This is a genomic window from Pseudomonas sp. HP_14 (assembly GCF_055283875.1).
On record NZ_JBTOQI010000001.1, the window covers coordinates 138649 to 163235 of the forward strand.

Consider the following 24587-nt stretch of genomic DNA (forward strand, 5'->3'; position numbering starts at 1 on the left):
CTCTGATTGTTTAAGCCAGTAATAGTCTGGCTATCTCCTCTCGTCTAAAACCAAAACCCCAACGAAAAATGCCCTCCAGAGAGGAAGGCATTTTGACTGCGACTGCATTAAAGCTGGTCTATCAGACCTGAGAATCTTCCACTTCAAGGACCGCGCGCCCACCAATCGGACACCCATCCATGTAGCGATGCGCCTGAACCACTTCACTGAGCGGGAAAACACGAGTCTTGAGCGGTGCCAGCACCCGATCGGCCGTCAGTTGGTTGATGTCACGCAGTGCACGTTGCAACGCGGCCTCATCCTGCGTGATGCCCAGCTCCGGCTTGCCGGTGAAGTTCCCCAGGCAATGCACGAAAAACTGGATGTTCTTCTGGAAAGCTGCGCAGGCAGGAAATGGCGTCTGATTACCGCCTTGCAGGCCGTAAAGCACCAGACTGCCACGCGGCGCCAGCACATCACCCATGATCGACATCTGCGGGCCACCCAGACCGTCAAGCACCACATCGACACCGCGGTTATCGGTGTACTTGTTAACGGCCATCAACAAGTCCTGCTCTTCAGTTACCACCACTTTGTCGGCGCCCAGAGAGAGCAGATACTCACGAGCATCATCCGTTTTGGTCACAGCGATAACTCGTGCACCCAGCGCTTTACCTAACTGTACGAACGATGGGCCTGCGCAGTGACTGGCATCCGTCACCAGCGCCGTCTGGCCTGGCTTGATTCGCGCCAGATCGACATAAGCAAAATAAGCCACCAGCAGCGACGTGTAATGAACACTGGCCTCAACTGGCGTCAGCACGTCGGGGTAACGCGTCAGAGACGTACGGGGCAGGACGATCAATTCGCCATAAACCGGATGCTGGTTCGGATCCGCCGACGGGAAGCTGGCAACCTTGTCGCCAATCTTCAGATCGTCCACGCCGTCGCCGAGTGCGGTGACCACACCGGCCATCTCGTGGCCGAGGCCAGCGGGAAGCCGTGCCTGGGAAGGAGCCAGATTTTGCCGCCAAAGCACGTCGTACCAGCTGATACCGATTGCCTGGACACGTACCTGTACCTCACCGGGTGCTGGCAACGCGACCGGATGCTCTTCGACCTTGAGCACCTCGGCTGGACCAAACTGATGAAAACGAATCGTGCGGGACATTTCGAACCTCGCCTAGAAAACCTTGATGCCATGAACTCTATCCGGGCTCTGCCGGTAACACTATCAGTGGCTATTAATAGTCGACATGTCTGTCATCGATTGTCATAGGTTTCGCAGGGGTATTCCCGGATCCATCCTGCGACGCCCATGCATCCATAGGCGGCCATTGTTCGCATGTCAGCCAGACAATGCAACCCATAGCGCTGCTGTACGCTTCACCTCACACAGTCTGCTCAAGCAAAAAACGCTGTACTGATTAGGCACGTCGGCGAGCTGCTCGTTCCATGGACCTGCCGCGCGGTCCTGACGCCCAAGCGATGGGGGCTGGCTCAAGGTTAAATTTATGAATGCGTAAATGTAGCGTTTGCTCGTATTATTCACGCCACAGATGTGTAGGAGAATTGCCGCTGGATTATCGGCATCATCCACCCCGCTTCACTTAACGCTGATAAATGTCAGCTGTTTGCACACCATCGCATTGATCAACGGCTGAGATCTCCCGCCATGAACCGCAACGACCTGCGTCGCGTCGACCTCAATTTGCTCATCGTTTTCGAAACCCTGATGCATGAGCGCAGTGTTACGCGGGCGGCCGAAAAGCTGTTTCTCGGACAGCCAGCAATCAGCGCAGCCCTGTCACGATTGCGCGGTCTGTTCGACGACCCGTTGTTCGTCCGCACCGGACGCAGCATGGAGCCGACCGCCAGGGCTACAGAGATTTTCGCCCTGCTTTCACCGGCTCTTGATTCGATTTCAACGGCGGTCAGTCGCGCATCGGAGTTTGATCCTGCGACCAGCACCGCCGTATTCCGGATAGGCCTGTCGGATGACGCGGAGTTCGCCCTTCTGCCGTCGTTGCTCAAACGTTTGCGCTCGGAGTCGCCGGGTATCGTCCTCGTGGTCCGCCGGGTCAACTACATCCTGATGCCCGCATTGCTGGCGTCGGGCGAGATATCCATTGGCGTGAGCTACACCAACGACTTGCCCGCCAACGCCAAGCGCAAGGTCTTGCGCAGAAGCAAGGCCATGCTGCTGCGCGCCGACACCATGCCTGGACCGTTAAGCCTGGAAGACTTCTGCTCCCGACCTCACGCGCTGGTGTCATTTGCCGGGGACTTGAGTGGTTTTATCGATGAATACCTGGAAAAGATCGGTTGCAAGCGCCATGTCGTCCTCGCCGTACCGCAATTCAACGGCCTGGCAACCCTGCTCACCGGTACCGACATCGTCGCCACCGTGCCCGACTATGCAGCCGCCGTCCTCGCAGCCGCTGGTGGTGTAAGGGCCGAGGCATTACCGATCGAAACCCAGACCTTCGAACTGCACATGGCCTGGCGTGGGTCGCAGGATAACGACCCGGGTGAAAGGTGGTTAAGGTCGCGGATTCAGATGTTTTTTGGCGACCCGGATAGCCTTTAATGGAACTCATGCCGCCTGTCTAAACCCACTGGACTTCATGACTCATGAACGCTGCGCGCAACGATTTGAGGCGGCCTTGGAGACGTCGTATTGTTCACGATGCATCTACTGATTACGGACGGATCAAGGCGCTGCGGCAAACCGGATCAAAGTTGCAACGCAGGCTTGGGCTGGCGAACGTCATGAGCAGAAGGTACACGGACACGCAGCGCAATCAGCAACGCAGCCAGCAGCATCAGCACAGCCGCCGCGACGAATACGCCTGCGCTGCCACCGAGGCTGAACATTGCACCGCCAGCGGCGGCGCCTGTGGCGATGGCTGACTGCACAGAGGCCACTACCATGCCTCCGGCGCTTTCCGCCTGATCAGGTACCGCGCTGGCGACCCAGTTCGACCACGCCACCGGCACGCCGCCAAAGGCCAGCCCCCAGATCGCCAGCAGTATCGCCTGCCCCGGCATCGATGCCGGCAACAGCACCAACGCCAGTGCTGCGACGCCGACCAGTGCGGGCATTAGCACCAGCGTGGCCAGCGGGTGGCGCTCCAGCAGCTTCCCGGCCAACAGCGTACCGACGAAGTTCGCGGCACCGAACCCCAGTAGCATCAGCGACAGGCCTTGAGAGCCGATGCCGGTCGTCCCTTCAAGGAAAGGCCGAACATAGGTGAACATCGCGAAGTGGCCGCTGTGCACCAGCACGCAACCGAACATCCCCATGGCGATTCCTGGGCGCTGCAACACCTCTAAAACGGTGCGCAGTCTTGCCGGCCGACGCGGCGCGAGGCGCGGCAGAGTGAACGACTGAAAAGCCAGGGTCACCATGCCTACCGCCGCCGCTGCAAAGAACGCACTGCGCCAGCCATACAGCCCGCCCAGATAGCTGCCCAGCGGCACGGCCACTACCGTGCCGACGGCGATGCCGCTGAAAATGATCGACAGCGCCCGGGGCAACAGAGCACTCGGCACCAGGCGCATCGCTACTGCCGCCGCCATGCTCCAGAAACCGCCAAGGGCAATGCCGAGCAAGATGCGCATCAATAACAGCACCGCGAAGCTGGAGGAAACGGCGACCAGCAGATTGGAGGCGACCATCAACGTGGAAAAGCCCAGCAACACCCAACGTCGGTCGATGCCTCGGGTCAGGCCTGGCACCAACAAACCAGCGAACAGCGCCACCACTGCGGTCACCGTTACCGCCTGGCCAGCCAGCGCTTCGGACACTCTCAGGTCGGTAGCCATCAGGGTCAACAAACTCGCCGGAAGGTACTCAGCGGTCAGTAATCCGAACACCCCCATTGCCAACGAGAAGACGGCCATCCACGCGGGCGTCGCAGGCTCTACGTCCGCGTCGATGCCAGAATGGCGCTCGGATATGGCGTTACATACACAGTCAGTCATTGTTCGGATCTCCCAATTTTCATTACGAGCCGAAGTCTAGGCGCCGAAAACCGGATGATCTATGATCCAAAGTCTCTACTTTTTGACTGAAACACCTGAACGATGCCTGCTGATCAGTTTGCTCTCTCCTCGGATCTCATCAACGAGCTGTTGCGCGGCATGCGCTTGCGTGGCGTTGAATACCGGCGTATTCAGACTGGCCCAACCTTTGGTTTGGGTTTCGCGGAAAAACCTGGGCACGCCTGGTTCCACTTCATGGCCGTCGGCAATGCGATGCTGCAAATGGAAGACGGCAGCACCTACGCGCTGTCTGCCGGCAACGCCGTGTTCATCTCCCACGGGGCGGCCCATCAACTTCTTTCCCATCAGGACGCGCCTGTCCAGGACATCGACCGCCTGGACGGCGCGCCCTTGGGTGACACCGTCAGCGCGGTGGATACCGGAACCGATGCCAGCCCCACTCCAAGCACCATTTTTTTCAGTGGTTGTATGGAGTTTGAACTGGGCAGTATCCATGGCCTCGGCCGACTGATGCCGGGCCTGATGCTGATTGATGCAGGCGGCCAGCGTTACCCCGGGCTGTTGCCGATTCTGACCACCATGGAACGCGAGGTCAGCGCTGCCCGTGTCGGCTTCGCCGGTATCCTCGCCCGGTTGGCCGACGTGGTCGCTGCCATGGTCGTTCGCGGCTGGGTCGAGTGCGCCTGCGGCAATGCCTCTGGCCTGATCGCCGCCTTGCGCGATCCACGCTTGGCCGCTGCACTGCTTGCGCTCCATCAACAACCGGGCCGCGACTGGACTGTCGCGCAGCTGGCAGAGCACTGCAATACCTCGCGTTCGGTGTTCGCGGAGCGCTTCCAGGTGACGATTGGCATGACCCCGCTGCGCTACGTCACCGAACTGCGAATGCGCCTTGCAAGCCAGTGGCTGACCCTCGAAAGGCTGCCGATTGAAGAGGTGGCGCAGCGTCTGGGCTATACATCCCAGGCGGCTTTCAGTCGTGCATTCAAGCGCATTACCGGCCAGACACCGGGATTGAGTCGCAAGGTGAGGCAGCCTGCTGTGAGTTGAAACCGAGCGTAAGCAGTCGATGATCCGTACCTCTGACTCATTTGCCGCCCGTAACGTCGAGGAATGTACCGGTAACGAATGATGCCTCCGCGCTCGCCAGCCATAGAATAGCGCGGGCCACTTCCTCAGGCTGGCCGCCGCGTCCCATGGGAATCGAGTCCTTGACTCGATCGACCCGTCCTGGCTCTCCACCACTGGCATGCATGTCGGTATAGATATGTCCGGGACGAATACAGTTGACGCGTATCCCCTCCCGAGCCACCTCCTTTGCAAACCCAATAGTGAAAGTCTCCAACGCGCCCTTCGACGCCGCATAGTCAACGTACTCATTGGGGCTGCCAAGGCGCGCCGAGGCTGATGAGACATTGATCACCACACCGCCCGGTCCGTTGTGACGGTACGCCATGCGCTTCACCGCCTGCTGGGCGCAGAGCATTGGCCCAATGGCATTGACCGCAAAGATACGCTGCATCCGCTCGAAGCCGAGCTCTTCCAGGCGTGACTGAGGCGCCAGCATCCCGGCATTATTGACCAGTACGTCGATGCGTCCGAACTCGCGGTCGATCGCAGCGAACAAATCGGCCACCTGCTGGGGGTCCGCACTGTCGGCCCGTATCGCTAACGCCCTGCCCCCCAATGCTTCTACATCCGCAGCCACGCCCAACGCTGCGGACTCGTTGGCAACGTAGCTGATAGCGACGTCATAACCTCTTTCGGCAGCAAGCCGGGCGGTTGCTGCCCCCACTCCACGACTTCCTCCGGTGATTAGAATCAGCGGTGCCTGCGAGACGTTGACCATTAGACATAGCTCCTTAGCCGTTGGCTGTATCAGCCGATGATGAGGGTGCCACTGGCGATCACCACGCACGCCAGTATTCGGCGTGCGGTGAGCTTCTCGCCGAGAAACACATAGCCGATCAACGCCGCAAACAGCACGCTGGTTTCGCGCAATGCGGATACCGCGCCGAGGGGCGCTTCGTTCATGGCGTAGATGACCATTGCATAGGCGAGCAAAGAGACCAGCCCGCCGACCAACGCGGACACTATTCCGGGCCGCACGGAGAACAAGCTGCGGGTGTCGCGCAGGCCGATGTAGACCACCGGCATCAGCACGCCCCACAGGGCACACATCCAGACCGTGTAGGCAAGCGGCGCGCCGGAGAGTCTGGCACCGATGCCGTCGACCACGCTGTAGGCCGCAATGAAACAGCCTGTTCCCAGCGCATAGGGCAGGTTGGGAATTGACAGGCGGCGCCCTCTGAAGGCCAGCGAAATAATCCCGCCTGACACCAGCGCAATACCCAGTAACTCGCCAGGCGTGATGCGTTCTCCGGCAAACACGGCTGCTCCGAAGGTGATCAGTACCGGCGACGATCCACGTGAAACCGGATAGACCTGCCCCAGGTCGCCGACTTGGTAACTGCGCACCAGAAACAGGTTGTAGCCTACATGCAGCAACGCCGAAAGCACTGCGTAGCTCCAGCTATCAATCGCAGGAGGTTCCATGAACGCTGCGGCGACGATACTGGCGATGGCGATGGCAATGCACATCACCGTCATTGACCACAGCCGGTCGGCGCCGCTGCGCAACAGCGCATTCCAGCTGGCATGCAGGAGCGCGGCAAAAAGCACGAGGAAGATCAGATGAACAGGCATGCGCCACTTTAGGCAAGCCGGTGCCGGGACTAAAGCGAAGTCTCCTCATCGCAGCATGAGCAAATACTCATGACTCACTGTTCCAGGCGTCGTACTTTCAGCGCCTCATTGACTAACCATTGGCGAAAGCTGGCGATGTGCGGTTGCGCTTCGATGCCCTTGGGGCAGACGAAATAGTACGCAAGCGGTGATGGGAGCGGCACATCGAACAGACGCACCAAACGACCATCGCTGATCTCGTTCTCGACATGCCCGCTGCGCACCAATGCCACACCCTGGCCGAGCAAGGCCGCTTCGACTGTCATGTTGGTATCGCCAAATCGGACGCTCTCCTGGAGCGGTGAATAAGCTAGCCCGACAGCTTGAAACCACACTTCCCACTTTGGCACCAACTCGGCTCCATCGCGCGTCAGCAACGGGAAGTGCAACAAGTCCGAAGGGCTCTGCGGAATTCCCACGCGCCGCAGCAGTTCGGGGCTGGCGACAGGAAATACCTGCTCCCCAAACAAGAACTCCGAATGCAGACCTGGGTAATTGCCCTTGCCTAGCCTGATGGCAACATCTGCCTGGCCGTGCGAGAAGTGGATGACTTTATCCGTGGTATCCAGCGAGACCAACAGCTCGGGGTGCTGGCGAGAGAGACGCGGCAAACGGGGTAGCAGCCATTTGAGCGCGAAGGAATAGGTGGTGCTGACGCTGAGTCGAACCCTGCCCTTTTGCTCGCGCAGGTCACCCAGAGTCGCCTCAAGACTGATGAAAAACTCCCGCACGATGGGCGCCAGCGTGGCGCCCGCTGCCGTGAGGCGCAACGCCTTGCCACGCTCAAACAATTGCACTCCCCAAAGCCCTTCAAGGTGCTTGAGCTGGTGACTGACCGCGCTTTGAGTAACATGTAGCTCCTGTGCGGCAGCTGTAAACGTTGGATGGCGGGTAGCAACTTCAAAAGCGCGCAAGGTCGCGGTGGGCGGCAGGTCTCTCATAGGGGCGATATCCAGCAAGTTATCGAAAAAGCGCGCACATGAACGTTAGCTCATGCGGCTGCTGAATTCACCGTAAATATCGATGTGCTAACGGGGCAATAGCTAGATTGAAACTGGGCGCTCAAAGATGCGAAGGTTTTTCGGTGTGCTGGATAAGCGAGTGATCGGGCATGAATAGCCTGATCACTCGCCGGTAATGAGCTACAGAATGCTCACCGGTTATTTCGGAATGGAAACGTCCGCCTGCCCGGTTTCATCCAGTGCCTTGCGCACCAGACCATTGGCCTTCTGCCGTTTTACAAAGTCCTGGATGTATTCAGCACCGGCTGCGTACTGGCGGGGCACGGCCATCGCTTGGCGAATGGACGTGAATTGCCCTTCGATCACCCGATAACCCGCGTGGGCCGAAGCGAATTTCTCGAGAGGCTGACGCACCCCGGCCGCAGCGTCCAGCCCCTGATCAACGAACAGCTCGACTGCACCCGCCGAGGTGTCAGCCCGAAGCAACTCCGCGTGCTTCAAGCTCCGGGACAGATAGAGATCGTAGGCCGCACCTTTACCTACTGCGAGTTTCAAGCCAGCGCGGTCCAGATCATCAACCTGAGTGAACGTCGAATCAGCCCGTACCAGATAAGTGCCTTCGATGGCCACATAGGGATCGCTGAAAGCAACCTGCGCAGCACGCACCGGCTCGATCGCCATGAACGCCACATTCCAGATGTTCCGATCGAGCGCGGCAAAGACTTTTCCCGCAGCATCGAAAGTGACCATTTCCAGTGGTACGTTCAGCTCCTTCGCCAGTGCCTTGGCAAGCTGAACGGATACGCCTTGCGGGCTGCCATCGGCAGCTTGTTGCGCCAGCACAGGGTTACCAAAGTTAATCGCGGCACGAAGAATGCCACCGGGTGCCAGGTCAGCCAGAACGGCCGATGATACTGCGCTCATGTTTTTCTCCGAATCCAGAGCCCGGACAGGCAGTGAGAAAGTAGCGGCAACGGCCGCGACGATGGAAATACAGCACTTGGTGCGACGAAGTGAGATATAGATGGGCGTGCCCCTGCCCTATACCCGCGCTTAACGCCGTCTGGAGCCTGAAACCCGATCGATTTATACAAGAGCACTTCTTCTCTTGAGCTCAGTATTGAGAATGAAGTCATTCTCTGAATAGTCGACCGGGCAATCAATGACATGTACGCCTGGCTCGGCGATGCAGCGTTCGATCATTGGCAGAAAAGCTTCTGCGCTTTCAACCCTGTGCCCTTTGGCTCCATAGCTGTTGGCGTACATGACAAAGTCAGGATTGCCATAATCCAGACCGAAGTCCTCAAAGCCCATATGCGATTGCTTCCAGCGGATCATCCCGTAGCCGTCGTCACGCAGGATGATGACAATCAGATTCATCTTCATACGCACCGCAGTTTCCAGCTCTTGGCTGTTCATCATGAAACCGCCGTCGCCACACACCGCAACAATCGGTTTCTGTGGATAGACCAACCGGGCGGCCATCGCCGAAGGGAGACCTGCGCCCATGGTCGCCAGCGCGTTGTCCAGCAGCACCGTGTTGGGCATGTGCGCTTTGTAATTGCGGGCAAACCAGATCTTGTAGATCCCGTTGTCCAACGCCACGATCCCCTCCGACGGCAGCGCCTTGCGCAAGTCGGCCACCATCCGTTGCGGGTACATGGGGAAACGGTTGTCTTCGGCGCCCTCCACTATCTGAGCTTCGTTGGCGCTACGGATCGTCAAAAGACGGCTGAAGTCCCAGTGCTCCTGAGTCTCAAGCGCTTCAGAAATCTGCCAGATCGCATTGGCGATGTCGCCCACCACCTCAATCTGGGGGAAATAGACAGGGTCGACTTCAGCCGAACGGAAGTTGATATGAACCACCTCGGTGCCGCCACGAACCATAAAAAACGGCGGTTTTTCGATGACGTCATGGCCGACATTGATGATCAGATCCGCAGACTCCACCGCCCGATGGACAAAATCCCCCGAGGACAATGCGGCGTTGCCAAGAAAGCGCGGATGGCGTTCGTCCACTACCCCTTTGCCCATTTGTGTCGTGACAAATGGAATGCCGGTCTTGTCGATTAACTGACGCAGAACCTTGGCGGTCATCTTCCGGTTGGCCCCGGCGCCGATCACCAGGATCGGACTTTTGGCCGCCTTGAGTTTCGATACAGCGGCCGCAATGGATTTGTACTCAGCCAATGGCCGACGGCTCAAGCTTGGAGGAATCGGCATGCTGTCGGTCTGTTCGGCAGCAATGTCTTCAGGCAGCTCCAGATGCACCGCGCCGGGCTTTTCCTCTTCTGCCAGCCGTATCGCTTCACGAACACGGGAAGGGATGTTATCGGCTGAAGCCAACTGGTGCGTGTATTTGGTCAATGGCCTCATCATCCCCACCACATCGAGGATCTGAAAACGGCCCTGCTTGGACTTCTTGATCGGCTTCTGACCCGTGATCATCAGCATAGGCATACCGCCAAGGTAGGCATATGCACCAGCAGTCACCAGATTCGTCGCGCCAGGACCCAGCGTCGACAGGCAGACGCCCGTCTTGCCAGTCAAACGGCCGTAAGTTGCCGCCATGAAGCCAGCAGGTTGTTCATGCCGGGTGAGGACAAGCTGAATGCTTGAGCGCCGCAACGACTCCAGCAGGTCGAGATTCTCCTCACCGGGGATGCCGAACACATACTCAACACCTTCACTTTCCAGACATTGCACTACAACATCAGCGGCCTTGGCCATCTTGTTACCTCAGCTTTTGGTAAGCGATCAGGCATCGCTTACGAATCGATTTCGGGCCGGTCACAGTATCAATCAACTGGCCGTTAGCGTGCTTCCTGGCTCCTGACCACCAGGCTCTGCGCCGAATCTTTGTTGGTCACCCGCATGAACAAGGTCATCAGGAATCCAGCCATCAGCAGCGCGCTCAGGAACAGCAATCCATTGGCCGCACTTTGACTGTTGCCCTTGACCATACCAATCAAAGACGGCCCAACGAAACCACCCAGATTGCCAATCGAATTGATGACGGCGATCGACACCGCTGCGGTAGTGCGATCAAGGAACAGCGTTGGCAGCGCCCAGAACGGTGATTTGAAGCTGTACAACCCGGACAACGCGAGGCAGATCATGGCCATGGCGACGTAGGGGTTGGCCAGCAAACCTGCGCCGATCAGTCCTAATGTTGCCAGGAGCAGTGGAATGGCCGAGTGCAGTTTGCGTTCATTGCGTTTATCCGAACTGCGCGACCAGAGGATCATCGCCGCCGTAGCCACGATGTAAGGCAGCATGGCGATCAAACCGATCTGCGTATGCGTCAGCGACTCGGAAAAACTCTTGATGATCTGCGGCATCCAGTAACCGACTCCAAGGCTGCCACACTGGTAAACAAAGTAGATGAACGACAGGTACAGCACCTTGGGATTGGTCATCGTCTTGTAGACGCTCAAGCTCTTGACGTTCTTGCGGCTCTGACGATCTCGCTCCAGCTCAGCGACCAGCCAGGCTTTCTCTTCAGGCTTGAGCCACTTGGCCTGCTCCGGCTTGTCCGTCAGAAAGAAGAAGCACGCTACGCCCAGAAACACAGCGGGAATCCCCTCAAGGAACAGCATCCAGCGCCAGCCGCTCCAGTTGAACCAACTGATGTTATCCATGATCCAGGTGCTCATCGGCGCACCAATGATGTAGCTCACCGGAATGGCTGCGGTGAACAACGCAACAGTAGTCGCGAGCTCTTTGGAGCGGAACCAGAACGTCAGGTAAACGATGATGCCAGGGAAAAAACCGGCCTCGGCGACCCCCAGGAAAAAGCGCAGGACGTAGAGCTGGTTGGCCGTCTGGGCGAAAGCGGTTGCGGCCGCGATCGCCCCCCAGGTCACTAGAATCCGGGCAATCCAGACCCGTGCGCCAAACTTGTTGAGCATGACGTTACTCGGCACTTCAAACAGGAAGTAACCTATAAAGAAAATTCCGGAAATGAAACCAAACGCCTCGCTGGTCAGCGCCAGTTCCTTGTTCATCTGCAGCGCGGCGTAACCGATGTTGGCGCGGTCCAGATAGGAAACGATGTAAAGCAGAAAAACGAACGGGATGATGCGCAGGGTTACCTTGCGCACGATAGCGTTTTCATCAGGCGTATTATTGTTGTTCATGGCGACCTCACTGTAAGCAAGCTGCTGCGTGCTCATGTACTTGTTATGGATCGGGCCTTACTCAGGCAGAAAAAACCATGCAAACAGGGCTTCCGGTGGTGGCCGTAAAACCTGTCTTGCTTAACCCTCCTTTGTGCGAATCCACAGCCAGCGAGATGATGGTGTCGCTGTCTTCGTTGAGCGCGAAGATGAAGCGACCATTGGGAGTCAGCGCAAAAAAGCGCGGTGTTTTACCGTTCGTGGGCGTGAATTCAACCGGGTTCAACAAGCCCGTTTGCTGATTAATGGCAAATACCGCAATGCTGTCGTAACCGCGGTTGGAGGCGTAAACGAAGCGTCCGTTGCGATCCACCTCTATCTCCGATGCCCGGCTGTTTCCGGTGTAAGTGCAAGGCAACGTTGGCAACACTTGAAGCGGCTGCATCGAACCGTCTTCGGCATTGAACTCGTAGGTCGTCACCGTTGAGTCCAGCTCGTTGATGACATAGGCAAAGGGTGCCTTGGGATGCAGTGCCAGGTGGCGTGGACCCGCACCTTCTCGCGTCATCACAAAAGGCTGATCGGCCGGGAACAAGTTGCCGTTGTCAAAGCGGAAACTGAACACCCGATCCAACCCCTTATCCGGCACCAGCACAAAATTGCCTGAGTGATCGAAGGGGTTGAAATGAGGCTTGGCAAACGGCTGCTCGACCCGATGCGGGCCGGCAGTACCATCGAGTTCAAGCAGTTGATTGATCGTCCCCAGCGAACCGTTCTCGAGCACATTAATGACGGCCAGCGAGCCGCTGATGTGGTTGGAAACGACCAGAAAACGCTCACTCGGATCAAGAGCCAGGTGCACCGGGTTCTTTCCGTCACAGCTCTGCTGATTGATGAAGCTCAACTTACCGGTCGTCTTGTCGACGCTGAACGAGCTGACTTCGCTTTGATCGCCGTGCACGGTGTAGAGCCGATCACCCGACTTGTTGAGTGCGAGGAAGGACGGGTTAACTAGATCCTGAACAATCTGGATCAGTCTCAATGCGCCGTTTTCTTCGTCCACCTGATAAACCGTGATGCCAATGCCGCGCGCGTTTCGCGCGCGGGTGGTCCGTGAGCCGACATAGGCGTACATAAAAACTGTCTCCGGTTAGCTGAAGCCTTTTAACGAACGTCCCTTTCCCTCAGGGCTGACCGAGACACCCAAGTGTCGCGGTCGCTGCTGCGATCATCAGGTCGTGCGCTTGACCACCTTGCGAATCACGAACGGCAACACGCCGCCATTGGTGAGGTAGCGGATTTCCTGCAACGAATCCATTCGGGCGAACAGCTCGACCTGATCCTGATCGCCATTGCTACGGCAAACAGTCATCGTGACCGGGTTGTTACCGACGACCAGATCGTCGAGTCCGATAAAGTCGAAGTGCTCGCTGCCATCCAGCTTCAGATCTTCAACCCGCTCACCCGCTTTGAACTGCAGCGGGATCACGCCCATGCCAATCAGGTTGCTGCGGTGGATTCGCTCCACGCTGCTAGCCACTACAGCTTTGACGCCGAGCAGCGCCTGAGCCTTGGCCGCCCAGTCACGGCTTGAGCCGGCGCCGTAATTGATACCGGCAAAGACCACCATCGGGATTTGCTTGCGGGTATAGCTCTCAGCTGCCAGAAACAGCGGCAGACACTCGCTGTGGTCCGCGTTCCACGCCCAGACGCCAAGGCCCGGCTGGTTGTCCCCCAGCAGCAGGTTTTTCACCGAACGGTTAGTGAAGGCGCCGCGCAGCATCACTTCGTGATTGCTGCGGCGGGTGGAATATTGGTTGAGGTCCTGCGGATCCTCGCCGCGCTCGAGCAGCCACTGTCCGGCCAGGCTGTTGGCCGGAATAGCACCCGCAGGTGAAATGTGATCGGTTGTCACGTTGTCGCCCACCACCATCAGGACGCGCGCGCCGCTGATGGCCAGGGAATCTTTCGGTTCGGCCTTGATGTCCGCCAGGTACTGCGGGCGACGCAGATAAGTGGACTCCGGGCTCCATGGAAACTGCACGCTGCCGACCGCCGACAGCGCCTGCCATTGATGGGTACCGTCCCAGACCGTGGCCAGCCGTTGCTGGAAGAACTCTGGCTTGACCACTTCCAGCACCTGCCTGGCGATATCGGCATCGCTGGGCATCAAGTCGCGCATGTATACCGGCTGGCCTTGCTGATCCCGCCCCAGTGGCTGTGATTCAAGATCAATGTCGATTGTCCCGGCGATGGCATAGGCCACACAGAGCGCTGGCGATGCCAGATAACCGGCCTGCAGTTTCGGGTTGACCCGACCTTCGAAGTTGCGGTTGCCTGACAACACCACCACACCTTTGAGGCCTTGATCGGCAAACGCTTCAACATGCTCTTCGAGCTTGCCGGAGTTGCCAATGCAGGTCATGCAACCGAACCCTGCAAGGTCGAAGCCCAGCGCCGAGAAGTCTTCCAACAGGTTGGCTTCGGCCAGGTAATCCGCCACCACTTGCGAGCCGGGAGACAACGAGGTTTTCACCCAGGGTTTGCTTTTCAGACCCCGCGCACGGGCGTTGCGCGCCAGCAGGCCAGCCTGGACCATTTGCGAGGGATTGGCGGTGTTGGTGCAACTGGTAATGGCCGACATCACAACGGCGCCATGCGTGATTGGCTCGCCAAAGCTCGGCTCGAAAAAGCTCTGCTCGGCAGGACCGGCGATCAGGTTACCGCCTCCCATCACACCGTCACGGAACGACGCAGCAGCGTTCGCCAGGCTCTGGCGTTGATGAGGTTGATGGGGGCCGGCAACACTTGGCTCGATACTGGCCAGGTCAAGTTCGATCAGTTCGTCGAACTGCGGCTCGGCATGCTCGTCACGGCGCCACAATGGCTGAGCATTCATGTAGGCCACGACCTTAGTGCGCAGCTCGGCGGAACGACCGGTCAGCTCCAGATAGTTGAGCGTGTCACTGTCGAACGGGAAGAACACCACGGTCGCGCCGTATTCAGGCGCCATATTCGACACCGTGCCACGTGCAGCCCAGCTCAGTGTAGACAAGCCAGGGCCAGTGAATTCGACAAACTTGCCAACTACCGAACGCTTGCGCAGAATTTCCGCCACGTGCAGCGACAGGTCGGTCGCGGTCACGCCGGGACGCATGGTGTTGGTCACACGAATGCCCACTACTTTAGGAAAGCTGATGGGTACAGGCTCGCCGACCATTGCCGCCTGCCCTTCAAGCCCGCCTACGCCCCACCCCAGTACGCCAATGGCGTTGATCATCGGCGTGTGGCTGTCAGTGGCGACCATGTCATCCGGGTGGAGCATGCGCTGGCCGTCTTCGGTTTTGCTTTCCCAGACCACCTGCGCCAGAGCTTCCATGTTCATTTGATGGATGATGCCAGTGCCCGGAGGGATCACGCCGAAGTTGTCGAGGCTCTTCTGCGCCCACTTGATGAAGCGATAGCGTTCACTGTTGCGACGAAAATCGATATTAAGGTTTTCTTCGACAGCATCGGCTTCAGCGTAATGCTCAACGATCACCGAGTGATCGATGGTCAGTACAGCGGGGATGAGCGGGTTCATTGACTTGGGATCGCCACCCAATTCCGCGACCACGTCACGCATCCCGGCGAAATCCGCCAAAGCCGGCAAGCAGGTAGTGTCATGGAACATCAGCCGGTTGGGCTGGAACGGCACCTCACAGTCAGGGCCGTCGCCCAGCGCCCGAGCCAGCACCGAAGGCAGCGCCTCAGGCGTACAGCGCGCGACGTTCTCCAGCAGGATGCGGATCGAATAGGGAAGCTTCGCAATTTGATCAGGGGTCAACATCTTGTGCAGATCGACGTAAGCGAATTGTTCGCCGTCAACCACCAAGCTGTTCAGCAGGTCAGTTGCAATCTCGGTCATGGTTGCATCACTCATTTTTATAATATCCGCGCTGTCGTTCGAGGGCTCACTCGCTCACCGCTGGTGGGTGAATACTAGAATTGGCCGTCTGTGATGAAAATTGATGTATTACCAAGCCTTCGTTCTCCAGCGGAGAACGCTGCTCGCTCATGTCTGGGTTTGTTTCAGGTTATCGATCAGGGTTTTCAAGGTCGGTGATGCCGCCTCGTATTTGCGAAAAGCCAGCAGCAATGTGCGCTGTGCCCATGGCTCATCGAGCGTGACAGCCTTGAGCTTGTGGCTGCGCAGATAGGGCTGCAGCACAGTGCGTGGGAGGATCGCCAGTCCCAGTCCGGTAGAGACCATTCGGCACATGCAATCAAAACTGCTGATGCGGATTCGCAGCTTCAGTGCCTTGCCAAGCTTGTCGGCTTCGCTGGTCAACAGGCTGTGCACCGAGCTTTCCAGGTGCGGCCCGATAAATTCGTGCTCAAGCACTTCACTGAAGTGGATGCTCTTTTGGCTGGCCAGCGGATGACCCTGCGGGACCACCAGCGTCAACTCATCACGCCGATAAGGCGTCGTTTCCAGGCCTTGGGCTGAGGTCTGGTCGGCAATGATGCCCAAGTCAGCGCGCCCGTCGGCGACTGCACGAACAACGGCCGAACCTACCCGCTCCTCGATATCGAACTTGATTTGCGGATAGGTCGCGACAAAACGAGCGATGTCGCCCGGCAAGAACTGAGAAAGCGCGGATGTAATGGCGTGAATGCGCACATGGCCTTTGACGCCTGAAGCGTAGTCACCCAACTCGTTATCCAGGCTGGCGAGGGTTTGTTTCAGCTGACGGGCATAGAACAACATCGACTGACCAGCCGGAGTAAGATCGACGCCGCGTGCGTTGCGTATCAATAGTTCAGAACCCGCCTGGGCTTCCAGTTCGGTAACGCGCTTGCTGACTGCCGAAACAGCCAGATGCTTGAGTCGTGCCGCACGGGTCAGGTTGCGCTCCTCGGCAACGCTGATGAAAATGTCCAGGCTGATCAGGTCGTATCGCATTGGCATTCCTCTTGGCCGGTAACATTCAACTCTGAGTACAAATACGCGCCGTGCCGTGTCGCCATTTTGTATGTCGACACAACACAATACAATATTATTTTGCGGCCGCGTCGAAGCGTGGCTTGAATGCCTGCGAAGGCAACAGCCTGACCAACCGGTGTAGTGGAAATGCCATCAAGTGTATTAGTGCAGCGCATCGTGACTCAGCTGCAACACCGCATTCAGAGCGGAGAAGTCGCCGTGGGCAGCCACATGAGCGCGCAGAAGATTGCGGATGAATTCCAGGTGTCGCGCTCACCGGCTCGTGAAGCGCTGGTCACTCTTGCTGATCAAGGCCTGCTTGATCAACAACCCAATCGTGGTTTTTTTGTTCTGGCGCCCGGGCAGCACGCCTCCCCTGCTCTGCCTTGTGCATTGGAGGAGCCTGAAGCCTATTACCAGTTGTCCGAAGACTGGTTGAACGACCGCATCCCGCAGGATGTGACCGAGCCGTTCGTGCGTGAACGCTATGGGTTGAGCAAGGCGCAAGCCAGCGACATTCTCAACCGCGCCGCCACGGTCGGCTGGGCACAACCCAAACCGGGTTATGGCTGGCGCTTTTCTGAAGTTGCCAAAACCCGGCAATCCTTGAATCAGATCTATAACCTGCGGCTGCTGATCGAGCCTGCCGGTCTCCTCGAACCGACGTTCCAGAACGATCCACTGATGTTGCGCAAGCTCGGCAGTGAGCAGCATCAGTTATTGCGCGGAGGGATTGAAACGCTGCCGGCCGATGCGCTGTTGCGCACCGGCATGCGTTTTCACGAAGAGCTGATGAGAATGTCCGGCAACTCGATGTACCACATGGTGCTGGTGCAAATGAACAACATGCGACGCCTGATCGAATACCGGGCCATGGTGGATCGCAAGCGCTACTACCAGCAGTGCGAGGAGCATCTGCAGATCATCGCGCTGGTGGAACAGGGAGACAATCAGGCAGCGTCCGAGCTGATGAAACGCCACCTGACCGGTTCGCTGGCACGTAAATCACCTGTGTTGCAGCAATTTGCCGAGGCAGCAGTCAGCCCTGAATGACCGCAGCCACAGCCTCACCAAACCCTCTGCAACCCAGAGTGCCGCCCAAGTCAAAGGTCCGGGTAGCCGGGTTTTCCAGCACCACATCGACGGCACGGTCCATCGCCAGGCCGGCCTCGACCAGAGCGCTGTGCTGATGGCGCTCGCCCATCCACTGCAACAGCATGGCCACCGACAGAATCATCGACACCGGGTTGGCCTTATCCTGCCCGGCAATGTCCGGCGCGGAGCCGTGTTGAGCCTGCGCCGCGCAGTGCACATCACTGGCCATGATTGAGCCGGCCAGGCCAAGGCTGCCGGACAACTCGCTGGCCAGATCGCTGAGAATATCGCCATAGAAATTGGTGGCAACCAGTACATCGAAGCGTTCCGGATTGCGCACCAGATGCGCGGTGGACGCATCTACCAGGAGATCGTCGAGCACGACGTCAGGAAACTCCTTCGCCACCGTTCGGACGGCTTCGAGAAACAAGCCATCGGTCATGTGAAAGCTGTTGGCTTTATGGATAGCGGTAACCTTTTTATTACGCTTCATCGCCAGCTCGAACGCGCGCCGAGCAATGCGTTCGCTGCAATGGCGAGTGATCTTGCGGGTTGAAAGCGCCATATCAGGGCTGGGCATGACCTCACCCCAGCCCTTGCTCATATTGCGATCAGGATAAAAGCCTTCAGTTGCCTCGCGCATGATCACCAGATCCATGCGCTTGCCTTCCTTCATATTCGACGTCAGGAACGATCGGGTACGTGCCGGACGAACATTGGCGTACAAATCCAGCCCGATCCGGAAACCGGCCGACACGTTACGCCCCCCTTTTTCCGGTACCGGATAATCTGCGTGGGATTGAGTCCCGAGAATGATCCCGTCGTAATTTCCAGCCTTGAGCAGAGTTTCGTCACGCAACGTAGTGCCGTGCTTTTCCAGGCTGGCGAAACCGACGTCGTCATAGTCGAACGTCAGGTCGAGGGCAAACTTCGCGTTCACGACCTCGAGCACACACATGGATGATTCAATGATTTCAGGACCGATGCCGTCGCCGGGCAAAACCAGAATACGCATAACCTTCTCCTTCTTGTTTGCATTGGCTGAGATGTCGATGACCGCTTCCGATATGTATCTACGAATCACAAAATACAATAAAACTTAGTATCCCGGGTTCGTTGAATCCATCTACATCTCAAAAAAGACCGCTTGCAGGCGGACGCCAAAGAATTGCATTTTATTTAGTTAATATGCAATCTGCTCACGCGTAATTTTTGCTGCTCAGGAGGCGAAGTGATGCCCGGCGCACGTATTTTTCTGATTCACGCAACTCCGCTGGCGATTGTGCCCATCACCGACGCCTTCAAAAGGCACTGGCCTGAGGCGCAGCTGGCTAATCTGCTGGATGATTCGCTGTCCAGAGATCTGTCTGTAACAGGCGAATTGACCGAGGCGCTGGTACAGCGATTCCTCAGCCTGGCCCAATACGCCGAGTCAGCAGGTGCAGACGCAATACTCTTCACCTGCTCGGCGTTCGGTGCCGCTATCGACGCCTGCAAGCACGCCGTCTCAATCCCGGTATTGAAACCCAACGAGGCAATGATTGATCGTGCGCTTGGTTCGGCGTCGCGTATCGCGCTGTTGGCCACATTCGAACCGGCCATCGCCATGCTTGGAGAATTCAAGGCTGCGTCAATAGCCGCCGACACGCCTCTGCAGATCACCACACACGTTGTTGCAGGTGCCTTTCAGGCGCTTCAAGATGGGGACATTGAACGCCATGACCGCAAAATCGCGAATGTCGCCAATGCGATTGAAGGCTGTGACGTGATCTGCTTTGCGCAGTTTTCCATGACCAGTGCGGCTGGAACAGTCCGGTCAGAAAGCGGAAAGCCGGTGCTGACCACCCCTGACAGCGCCGTGATACGGCTGAGGGAGTTGCTGGAACTCCTTGCACCTGCAGGTGTGGCCTAAGGCTAGATTCTCAGCCCTCTGCAGATCTCATCAGAAAACTACAACTAACTGAATTGGAATACTTTTCTGTGGGTGCTTGGTGGAGGTGAATCATCAAACCGAAGAAGAAGCAGCACTTTCTCTTGCTCGCTTTTCGGCTTCATCCCGCGCCTCTTTCTCCGTCTTCTGTCGGCCGACGATATCAAGGTGATGACGCAGGAAGCCGGCAGCGGCTTCGCACTTGCCGCTCTCGATCAAATCCAGTAACTGGATATGCTCGGTGGACTGGATGATCAGACGCTGACGATCCAGGTTGGCCTTGTAGGCCATGAAGCGGCGCAGCTGGTTTTGTCGACGGATGGCCTCAAGAAAAAACGCATTTCCGGAGCAGCGCACGATCAGCTCATGCAGTTGGGCGTTAATGTGGAACAACTGCGATCTGGAGAGGCTGAAAATATCACCATCAAGCAGCTGTTGCTGTAACGCCCTTGCCTTGGCAAAAGCGGCCTTGTCGACCTTATAACCAGGTTCAAGCAGCGCCGCCGGTTCAATCGCCATACGAAAACGATAGCTTTGAATATGCGCGCTGGAGTCATGCAGAAACGCGTTGATTTCCCAGCCTTGGCCCGGCTTGCGCTCAATCATCGCTTCGTTGGCCAGCCGATTGAGAACTTTGAGTAACTGACCGCGAGGCACATCGTACTTACGCAGCAGTTCCGCCTCGAAAAACGAGGTGGGGATATCGCCACTAAGCACGTCATCGACGACGCGCAGGTAAAAATCTTCAAAAGGATCGACATCCAACGGTAGCTTGGCCGTATCAATCCCTCGAGCGTCGCAGGTCAGGAAATAACCGCGATTCTGTTCCCGGCGAGCAATACCCAGCTCTTCGAGCAAGGCAAAACAGCGGCGAATCGGTGATCGGGAAACCCCAAGCTCCTTGGCGAAAGATTCTTCGCGCAATGGGTCGCCGCTGCGCATTGATCGAGCGCGCGCCATATCGACGATTTTCGGTGCCAGTTGCTCCGCCAGATCGGACTTGATCCGAGGCTTTGTCTTGCCGTGTTCAGGGGCTGAGGCTACACCGGTAGAGTTCATGATCGCTCGTGAAGATGGGGGATTGTACGCAAAGGGTCGGCTTAATCAGCCGACCCCGCCAAAATACCACAGCTCATTTGCCGAGACATCCTGACAACCCGCGCCAGCTGCTCACGGGAACATCGAGAACGCGCCAGTCGCTGCCATCGCGCCCATGATCAGGAAGCTCAGCGCGAACGCCCACTTCATGGTGTATTTCTGATGATCGCTGAACTCGACACCGGCCAGCCCGCACAGCAGATAAGTGGAGGCCACCAGCGGACTCAGCAAATGCACCGGAGAGCCAATCAGCGACGCCCGGCCAATCTCGGCATGGCTGATGCCATACGCCTCGGCTGCCTTGGCAAGCACTGGCAGCACACCATAATAGAACGCGTCGTTGGACATGAAGAACGTGCCGGGGATACTGGCCAGCGCGGTAATCGGTGCCATGTAGGGCCCCCAGGTTTCAGGCAGCATCGCCAGAAAGCTCCCCGACATGGCGTTGACCATCCCGGTACCGGACAGAATTCCGGCGAGAATCCCCGCAGCAAGAAAGATCGCGATCTGGTTCAGCGCTGTCGGTGCATGGGCAGCGATGCGCCGACGCTGGTCGGCCATATGCGGGTAGTTAATGACCAGCCCGACCGAGAACGCGACCATGAACAGAATGGCCAAAGGTAACCATTCCATGACGAGCCCGGCCATTAACGCAATGGTCAGCGCCGCATTGAGCCAGAACATCTTGGGACGACGTAGCTCGGCGTCTTCCTGAGACATCGCAGGCATTCCAGTGGCATCGTCATCGAAATCTGAACCTTCTACATCATCTGGCAAACTGAGTTTGCCCAGACGCGACCTCTCGCGAACGCCGATATACCAGGCCAGACACATAACCCCGATAAAGCCGATGATCATCGCCGGAATAATTGGCTGGAACAGTTCCGAAGTTTCCACTTGTAGCGACGCCGCCGCCCGAGCCAACGGGCCGCCCCACGGCAGCAGATTGGTAACGCTGGCGGCAAGGATGATGACGCAGGTCATCGCCAACAGATTCAAACGCAAGCGCTTGAACAGCGGCAGCATGGCGGTCACCGTGATCATGTAGGTGGTCGAGCCATCACCATCGAGCGAGACCATGCCAGCCAGCAGTGTGGTGAAGACCACCGCCTTGACCGGGTCGCCCTTGATGACCTTCAAAAAGGCGCGAATTACCGGATCGAACAGCCCGGTGTCAAACATCATCCCGAAATACAGGATGGCGAACATGACCATGATGGCCGTCGGCGCGACTTTTTTCAGGCCGTCGATCATCATCGTATCCATCGTCGAGCCGAAGCCCCCGAGAAGGGCAAAAATGATCGGAACGATGGTCAGCGCAACCAGCGGAGAGAGGCGCTTGGTCATGATCAGCGCCATGAAGGTTACGATCATGCCGTAACCGAGAATTGACAGCATATGTATTTCCTCGACTAGAAGTACATTTGTTTTTATGGTTTGGCGCAGAGGCGCTTCGAGAACTACATGCCATGAAACAGGGTGGACAGGCCGATCAGGCGGTTTTACTACCCCAAAACGGCAATCAGCTCATGTGCAGGCCGCCATTGATGGAAAAATCTGCGCCATTGGCATAGCCGGATTCCTCCGAGGCCAGCCATGAGCAGATCGAAGCGATTTCCTCTGGCGTGCCCAGGCGTCGGGTTGGAACTTCACGAATCAAACGATCCATCGCATCAACCGTGGTGACTGCCTTGAGCTTGGGGGTGGCGATATACCCCGGAGAAACGGTGTTCACAGTCACACCACGCGAGCCCACTTCCTTGGCCAAGGCACGGGTGAAGCCGCGAATGGCGGATTTGGCGGTCGAATAGTTGACCTGACCGACCTGCCCTAGCTGGGCATTGACCGAAGAGATATTGATCACTCTGCCCCAGCCGCGACTGACCATAGCGTCGATGACCTGCCGGGTTACGTTAAACAGGGAATTGAGGTTGGTGTTGATCACCGCTTGCCAGTCGCTTGGCTGCATATCGCGAAACATCACATTGCGAGCGGTTCCGGCATTGTTGATCAGCACATCGATCGGCCCGACATCTTTAAGGATTTTCTGGAACGCAATCTGACAAGATCCCCAGTCGGCGACGTCGCCTTCTGACGCGATAAAGCTGAAGCCTTGTTGCTTCTGCTCGTCCAGCCAATTCTTTTTAAGCGGCGAGTTCGGCCCGCAGCCCACCACGACGGTAAAACCATCTCTTGCCAGGCGCTGACAGACAGCAGTCCCAAGAGCCCCCATACCAGCGGTGACATAAGCGACGCGTTTAGTCATGTGAAGCACTCCATTTGTTTTTGTAGGGGAGTTTTTATGAAGACAACTGTCGTGACAGTGCCTAATAGACGCCATACACGATTGTTTTGCAAGACGACACAGTACAATTAATTCGAATGTGTGCTTCGAGTGCCGACACAGAGCGCTAAGCAAACACTGGAAAATATTTCGCGGAGTTACAACATAGTTTCATCGGCCAGCAGCTGTGCGACGTGGCGACCTTTGGTCCGTCATTGCGATCAGACCGGCAGTACTGAAGTCGAACACTTCAACATCAGCCAATGCCAAGGAGTTGCCAATGAAAAGCCTGATGACCCCACTGAGCTTGCTGTTCGTCATGGCGGGCAGCCCGGTGATGGCCGACTCCTCCAATCCCCTGGACGCTGAGCGCTGGCAGTCCCGGCCGTTGATTGTGGTAGCGCCTCACGCCAGTGATGCAAGCTGGCTTCAGTTCCAGCAGGACCTGATGAAGCCAGCCAACCGCGAGGCCTTTATCGAAAGGGAAATGGTGCTGTACACCGTGGTCGATGGCGTCGGCAAACGCAACGACCAGGCTCTGGATCCACGCGCTACCTCAGCACTGCTGAGCACCCTTGGCGTCAAGCCCGACGGCCCGACCCGGCTGCTTCTGGTAGGTAAAGACGGCGGCACCAAGATTGACCAACACGCGCCGCTGGATGTCAGCGTGGTTTTCGCGACCATCGACAAAATGCCGATGCGGCAGAATCGCTGACTCAGCGCTTTCTCGACCTGTCGTACTCTTTTTTTGGGGGGCCAGGATTGATAACGCAAGCGTCCTGAAGCGACGATCGCGTCCGGTTAGAACCAGTAGCAATCACTTCCACTCCCCCGCTAACCCTTACCCGACGACCCATTAACGCCTGCACAAAAGAGTACGCAATGGATTATGCAATTCGAAGAGCAGTGAGAGCGGACGCCACAGCGATAAGCCTGGTTATCGTGACCACACTGCGCGAATCCAATGCTCAGGATTATTCGCCAGACATCATTGAGTCCGTGCAGCAAAGCTTTTCACCATCGGCGATCCTTGGCTTTCTAGCCAGCCGTCAGGTGTATGTGGCAAGCATCGACAGCCATGTCATCGCCACGGGCAGCCTTGATCAAGACACTGTCCGAAGTGTATTCGTTGACCCGGCCCATCAGGGGAAAGGCATAGGGACTCAGCTGATATCGACACTCGAAGCAGCAGCTGCACTGAACGCAGTGAAACGGTTGCGGGTCCCATCCTCGATCACTGCAGAAGGATTTTATCGTTCGCTGGGTTTTCAGAAAATCAGGGACGAGTTTCACGGTGCCGAGCGCACCATCATCATGGAAAAAGTTCTGGCCAGATGATCCACGTCGTCGATCAAAAACCCTCAGCTCAGCCTTTAAATGCCAGAATCTGCGCACTGGATTG

General features: G+C 57.4%; 21 protein-coding genes. 6 read left to right on the forward strand and 15 right to left on the reverse strand.

The genetic code is table 11. The annotated features are described in order from the left end of the window. Positions 1–121 precede the first annotated feature (121 nt). Positions 122–1150 (reverse strand): zinc-dependent alcohol dehydrogenase family protein, encoded by a 1029-nt coding sequence (locus tag ACYASS_RS00570; RefSeq protein ID WP_243247557.1) that lies wholly within the window; start codon positions 1148–1150, stop codon positions 122–124. Between the two features lie 504 nt (positions 1151–1654). Here ACYASS_RS00570 and ACYASS_RS00575 point away from each other — a divergent pair. Beyond that, positions 1655–2569 carry a LysR family transcriptional regulator gene (locus ACYASS_RS00575; protein WP_463584645.1) on the forward strand — a complete coding sequence of 305 codons (915 nt, stop codon included), beginning with the start codon at positions 1655–1657 and terminating at the stop codon, positions 2567–2569. 146 nt (positions 2570–2715) lie between these two features. Here the strand turns inward: ACYASS_RS00575 and ACYASS_RS00580 are convergent, their stop codons facing one another. After that, a complete protein-coding gene (locus tag ACYASS_RS00580; RefSeq protein ID WP_463584646.1) occupies positions 2716–3966 on the reverse strand; it encodes an MFS transporter in 1251 nt (416 codons plus the stop codon). 102 nt (positions 3967–4068) lie between these two features. On the opposite strand from ACYASS_RS00580, the gene ACYASS_RS00585 reads away from it, so the two are divergent. Further along, a complete protein-coding gene (locus ACYASS_RS00585; protein ID WP_463584647.1) occupies positions 4069–5037 on the forward strand; it encodes an AraC family transcriptional regulator in 969 nt (322 codons plus the stop codon). Between the two features lie 37 nt (positions 5038–5074). Here ACYASS_RS00585 and ACYASS_RS00590 read toward each other — a convergent pair whose 3' ends face one another. The 9 genes from ACYASS_RS00590 to ACYASS_RS00630 all read right to left on the reverse strand — a co-directional run bounded on the left by ACYASS_RS00590 (position 5075) and on the right by ACYASS_RS00630 (position 16757). After that, a complete protein-coding gene (locus ACYASS_RS00590) occupies positions 5075–5836 on the reverse strand; it encodes an SDR family oxidoreductase (RefSeq protein WP_463584648.1) in 762 nt (253 codons plus the stop codon). Between the two features lie 29 nt (positions 5837–5865). Continuing rightward, entirely contained in the window at positions 5866–6693 is an 828-nt protein-coding gene (locus ACYASS_RS00595) for a DMT family transporter (protein ID WP_087264133.1), read from the reverse strand. Positions 6694–6767: 74 nt separating this feature from the next. Further along, entirely contained in the window at positions 6768–7673 is a 906-nt protein-coding gene (gcvA, locus tag ACYASS_RS00600) for a transcriptional regulator GcvA (protein WP_087264131.1), read from the reverse strand. A gap of 219 nt (positions 7674–7892) precedes the next feature. Further along, on the reverse strand, positions 7893–8618 hold the full coding sequence (locus ACYASS_RS00605) for an ABC transporter substrate-binding protein (RefSeq protein WP_463584649.1): 726 nt from the start codon (positions 8616–8618) through the stop codon (positions 7893–7895). A 162-nt stretch (positions 8619–8780) separates the two neighbouring features. Next, positions 8781–10424, reverse strand: a complete 1644-nt coding sequence (locus ACYASS_RS00610; RefSeq protein WP_463584650.1) for an acetolactate synthase large subunit — start codon at positions 10422–10424, stop codon at positions 8781–8783. Between the two features lie 83 nt (positions 10425–10507). Beyond that, a complete protein-coding gene (locus ACYASS_RS00615) occupies positions 10508–11833 on the reverse strand; it encodes an MFS transporter (protein ID WP_087264484.1) in 1326 nt (441 codons plus the stop codon). Between the two features lie 61 nt (positions 11834–11894). Beyond that, complete coding sequence (locus tag ACYASS_RS00620; RefSeq protein WP_087264126.1) at positions 11895–12947, reverse strand: lactonase family protein; 1053 nt, start codon at positions 12945–12947, stop codon at positions 11895–11897. A gap of 96 nt (positions 12948–13043) precedes the next feature. Continuing rightward, entirely contained in the window at positions 13044–15719 is a 2676-nt protein-coding gene (gene acnA / locus ACYASS_RS00625; protein WP_463584651.1) for an aconitate hydratase AcnA, read from the reverse strand. Positions 15720–15866: 147 nt separating this feature from the next. Further along, complete coding sequence (locus ACYASS_RS00630) at positions 15867–16757, reverse strand: LysR family transcriptional regulator (RefSeq protein ID WP_463584652.1); 891 nt, start codon at positions 16755–16757, stop codon at positions 15867–15869. A 168-nt stretch (positions 16758–16925) separates the two neighbouring features. Between ACYASS_RS00630 and ACYASS_RS00635 the strand changes: the two genes are divergently transcribed. Next, complete coding sequence (locus ACYASS_RS00635; protein WP_463584653.1) at positions 16926–17831, forward strand: GntR family transcriptional regulator; 906 nt, start codon at positions 16926–16928, stop codon at positions 17829–17831. On the opposite strand, the gene ACYASS_RS00640 is transcribed toward ACYASS_RS00635, so the two are convergent. Further along, a complete protein-coding gene (locus tag ACYASS_RS00640) occupies positions 17818–18888 on the reverse strand; it encodes an isocitrate/isopropylmalate dehydrogenase family protein (RefSeq protein WP_087264119.1) in 1071 nt (356 codons plus the stop codon). The genes ACYASS_RS00635 and ACYASS_RS00640 overlap by 14 nt on opposite strands. Before the next feature lie 219 nt (positions 18889–19107). Between ACYASS_RS00640 and ACYASS_RS00645 the strand changes: the two genes are divergently transcribed. Then, positions 19108–19785: an aspartate/glutamate racemase family protein gene (locus ACYASS_RS00645; protein WP_463584654.1), complete on the forward strand. Its 678-nt coding sequence runs from the start codon at positions 19108–19110 to the stop codon at positions 19783–19785. 93 nt (positions 19786–19878) lie between these two features. Here the strand turns inward: ACYASS_RS00645 and ACYASS_RS00650 are convergent, their stop codons facing one another. From ACYASS_RS00650 to phbB, 3 genes are all read right to left on the reverse strand, one after another. Next, positions 19879–20862, reverse strand: a complete 984-nt coding sequence (locus ACYASS_RS00650; RefSeq protein ID WP_087264114.1) for a GntR family transcriptional regulator — start codon at positions 20860–20862, stop codon at positions 19879–19881. Positions 20863–20973: 111 nt separating this feature from the next. After that, positions 20974–22299, reverse strand: a complete 1326-nt coding sequence (locus tag ACYASS_RS00655) for a CitMHS family transporter (protein ID WP_463584655.1) — start codon at positions 22297–22299, stop codon at positions 20974–20976. Between the two features lie 124 nt (positions 22300–22423). Then, complete coding sequence (gene phbB, locus ACYASS_RS00660) at positions 22424–23167, reverse strand: acetoacetyl-CoA reductase (protein WP_463584656.1); 744 nt, start codon at positions 23165–23167, stop codon at positions 22424–22426. Between the two features lie 298 nt (positions 23168–23465). On the opposite strand from phbB, the gene ACYASS_RS00665 reads away from it, so the two are divergent. Beyond that, a complete protein-coding gene (locus tag ACYASS_RS00665; RefSeq protein WP_463584657.1) occupies positions 23466–23900 on the forward strand; it encodes a DUF4174 domain-containing protein in 435 nt (144 codons plus the stop codon). 167 nt (positions 23901–24067) lie between these two features. After that, positions 24068–24523, forward strand: a complete 456-nt coding sequence (locus ACYASS_RS00670) for a GNAT family N-acetyltransferase (protein WP_463584658.1) — start codon at positions 24068–24070, stop codon at positions 24521–24523. Positions 24524–24587: the final 64 nt, after the last annotated feature.

What these genes read in the sequence shown, in the direction of transcription:
- ACYASS_RS00570 (WP_243247557.1), bottom strand. Translation starts at nt 1,150, where the DNA reads ATGTCCCGCACGATTCGTTTTCATCAGTTTGGTCCAGCCGAGGTGCTC.
- ACYASS_RS00575 (WP_463584645.1), top strand. Translation starts at nt 1,655, where the DNA reads ATGAACCGCAACGACCTGCGTCGCGTCGACCTCAATTTGCTCATCGTT.
- ACYASS_RS00580 (WP_463584646.1), bottom strand. Translation starts at nt 3,966, where the DNA reads ATGACTGACTGTGTATGTAACGCCATATCCGAGCGCCATTCTGGCATC.
- ACYASS_RS00585 (WP_463584647.1), top strand. Translation starts at nt 4,069, where the DNA reads ATGCCTGCTGATCAGTTTGCTCTCTCCTCGGATCTCATCAACGAGCTG.
- ACYASS_RS00590 (WP_463584648.1), bottom strand. Translation starts at nt 5,836, where the DNA reads ATGGTCAACGTCTCGCAGGCACCGCTGATTCTAATCACCGGAGGAAGT.
- ACYASS_RS00595 (WP_087264133.1), bottom strand. Translation starts at nt 6,693, where the DNA reads ATGCCTGTTCATCTGATCTTCCTCGTGCTTTTTGCCGCGCTCCTGCAT.
- gcvA (WP_087264131.1), bottom strand. Translation starts at nt 7,673, where the DNA reads ATGAGAGACCTGCCGCCCACCGCGACCTTGCGCGCTTTTGAAGTTGCT.
- ACYASS_RS00605 (WP_463584649.1), bottom strand. Translation starts at nt 8,618, where the DNA reads ATGAGCGCAGTATCATCGGCCGTTCTGGCTGACCTGGCACCCGGTGGC.
- ACYASS_RS00610 (WP_463584650.1), bottom strand. Translation starts at nt 10,424, where the DNA reads ATGGCCAAGGCCGCTGATGTTGTAGTGCAATGTCTGGAAAGTGAAGGT.
- ACYASS_RS00615 (WP_087264484.1), bottom strand. Translation starts at nt 11,833, where the DNA reads ATGAACAACAATAATACGCCTGATGAAAACGCTATCGTGCGCAAGGTA.
- ACYASS_RS00620 (WP_087264126.1), bottom strand. Translation starts at nt 12,947, where the DNA reads ATGTACGCCTATGTCGGCTCACGGACCACCCGCGCGCGAAACGCGCGC.
- acnA (WP_463584651.1), bottom strand. Translation starts at nt 15,719, where the DNA reads ATGACCGAGATTGCAACTGACCTGCTGAACAGCTTGGTGGTTGACGGC.
- ACYASS_RS00630 (WP_463584652.1), bottom strand. Translation starts at nt 16,757, where the DNA reads ATGCGATACGACCTGATCAGCCTGGACATTTTCATCAGCGTTGCCGAG.
- ACYASS_RS00635 (WP_463584653.1), top strand. Translation starts at nt 16,926, where the DNA reads ATGCCATCAAGTGTATTAGTGCAGCGCATCGTGACTCAGCTGCAACAC.
- ACYASS_RS00640 (WP_087264119.1), bottom strand. Translation starts at nt 18,888, where the DNA reads ATGCGTATTCTGGTTTTGCCCGGCGACGGCATCGGTCCTGAAATCATT.
- ACYASS_RS00645 (WP_463584654.1), top strand. Translation starts at nt 19,108, where the DNA reads ATGCCCGGCGCACGTATTTTTCTGATTCACGCAACTCCGCTGGCGATT.
- ACYASS_RS00650 (WP_087264114.1), bottom strand. Translation starts at nt 20,862, where the DNA reads ATGAACTCTACCGGTGTAGCCTCAGCCCCTGAACACGGCAAGACAAAG.
- ACYASS_RS00655 (WP_463584655.1), bottom strand. Translation starts at nt 22,299, where the DNA reads ATGCTGTCAATTCTCGGTTACGGCATGATCGTAACCTTCATGGCGCTG.
- phbB (WP_463584656.1), bottom strand. Translation starts at nt 23,167, where the DNA reads ATGACTAAACGCGTCGCTTATGTCACCGCTGGTATGGGGGCTCTTGGG.
- ACYASS_RS00665 (WP_463584657.1), top strand. Translation starts at nt 23,466, where the DNA reads ATGAAAAGCCTGATGACCCCACTGAGCTTGCTGTTCGTCATGGCGGGC.
- ACYASS_RS00670 (WP_463584658.1), top strand. Translation starts at nt 24,068, where the DNA reads ATGGATTATGCAATTCGAAGAGCAGTGAGAGCGGACGCCACAGCGATA.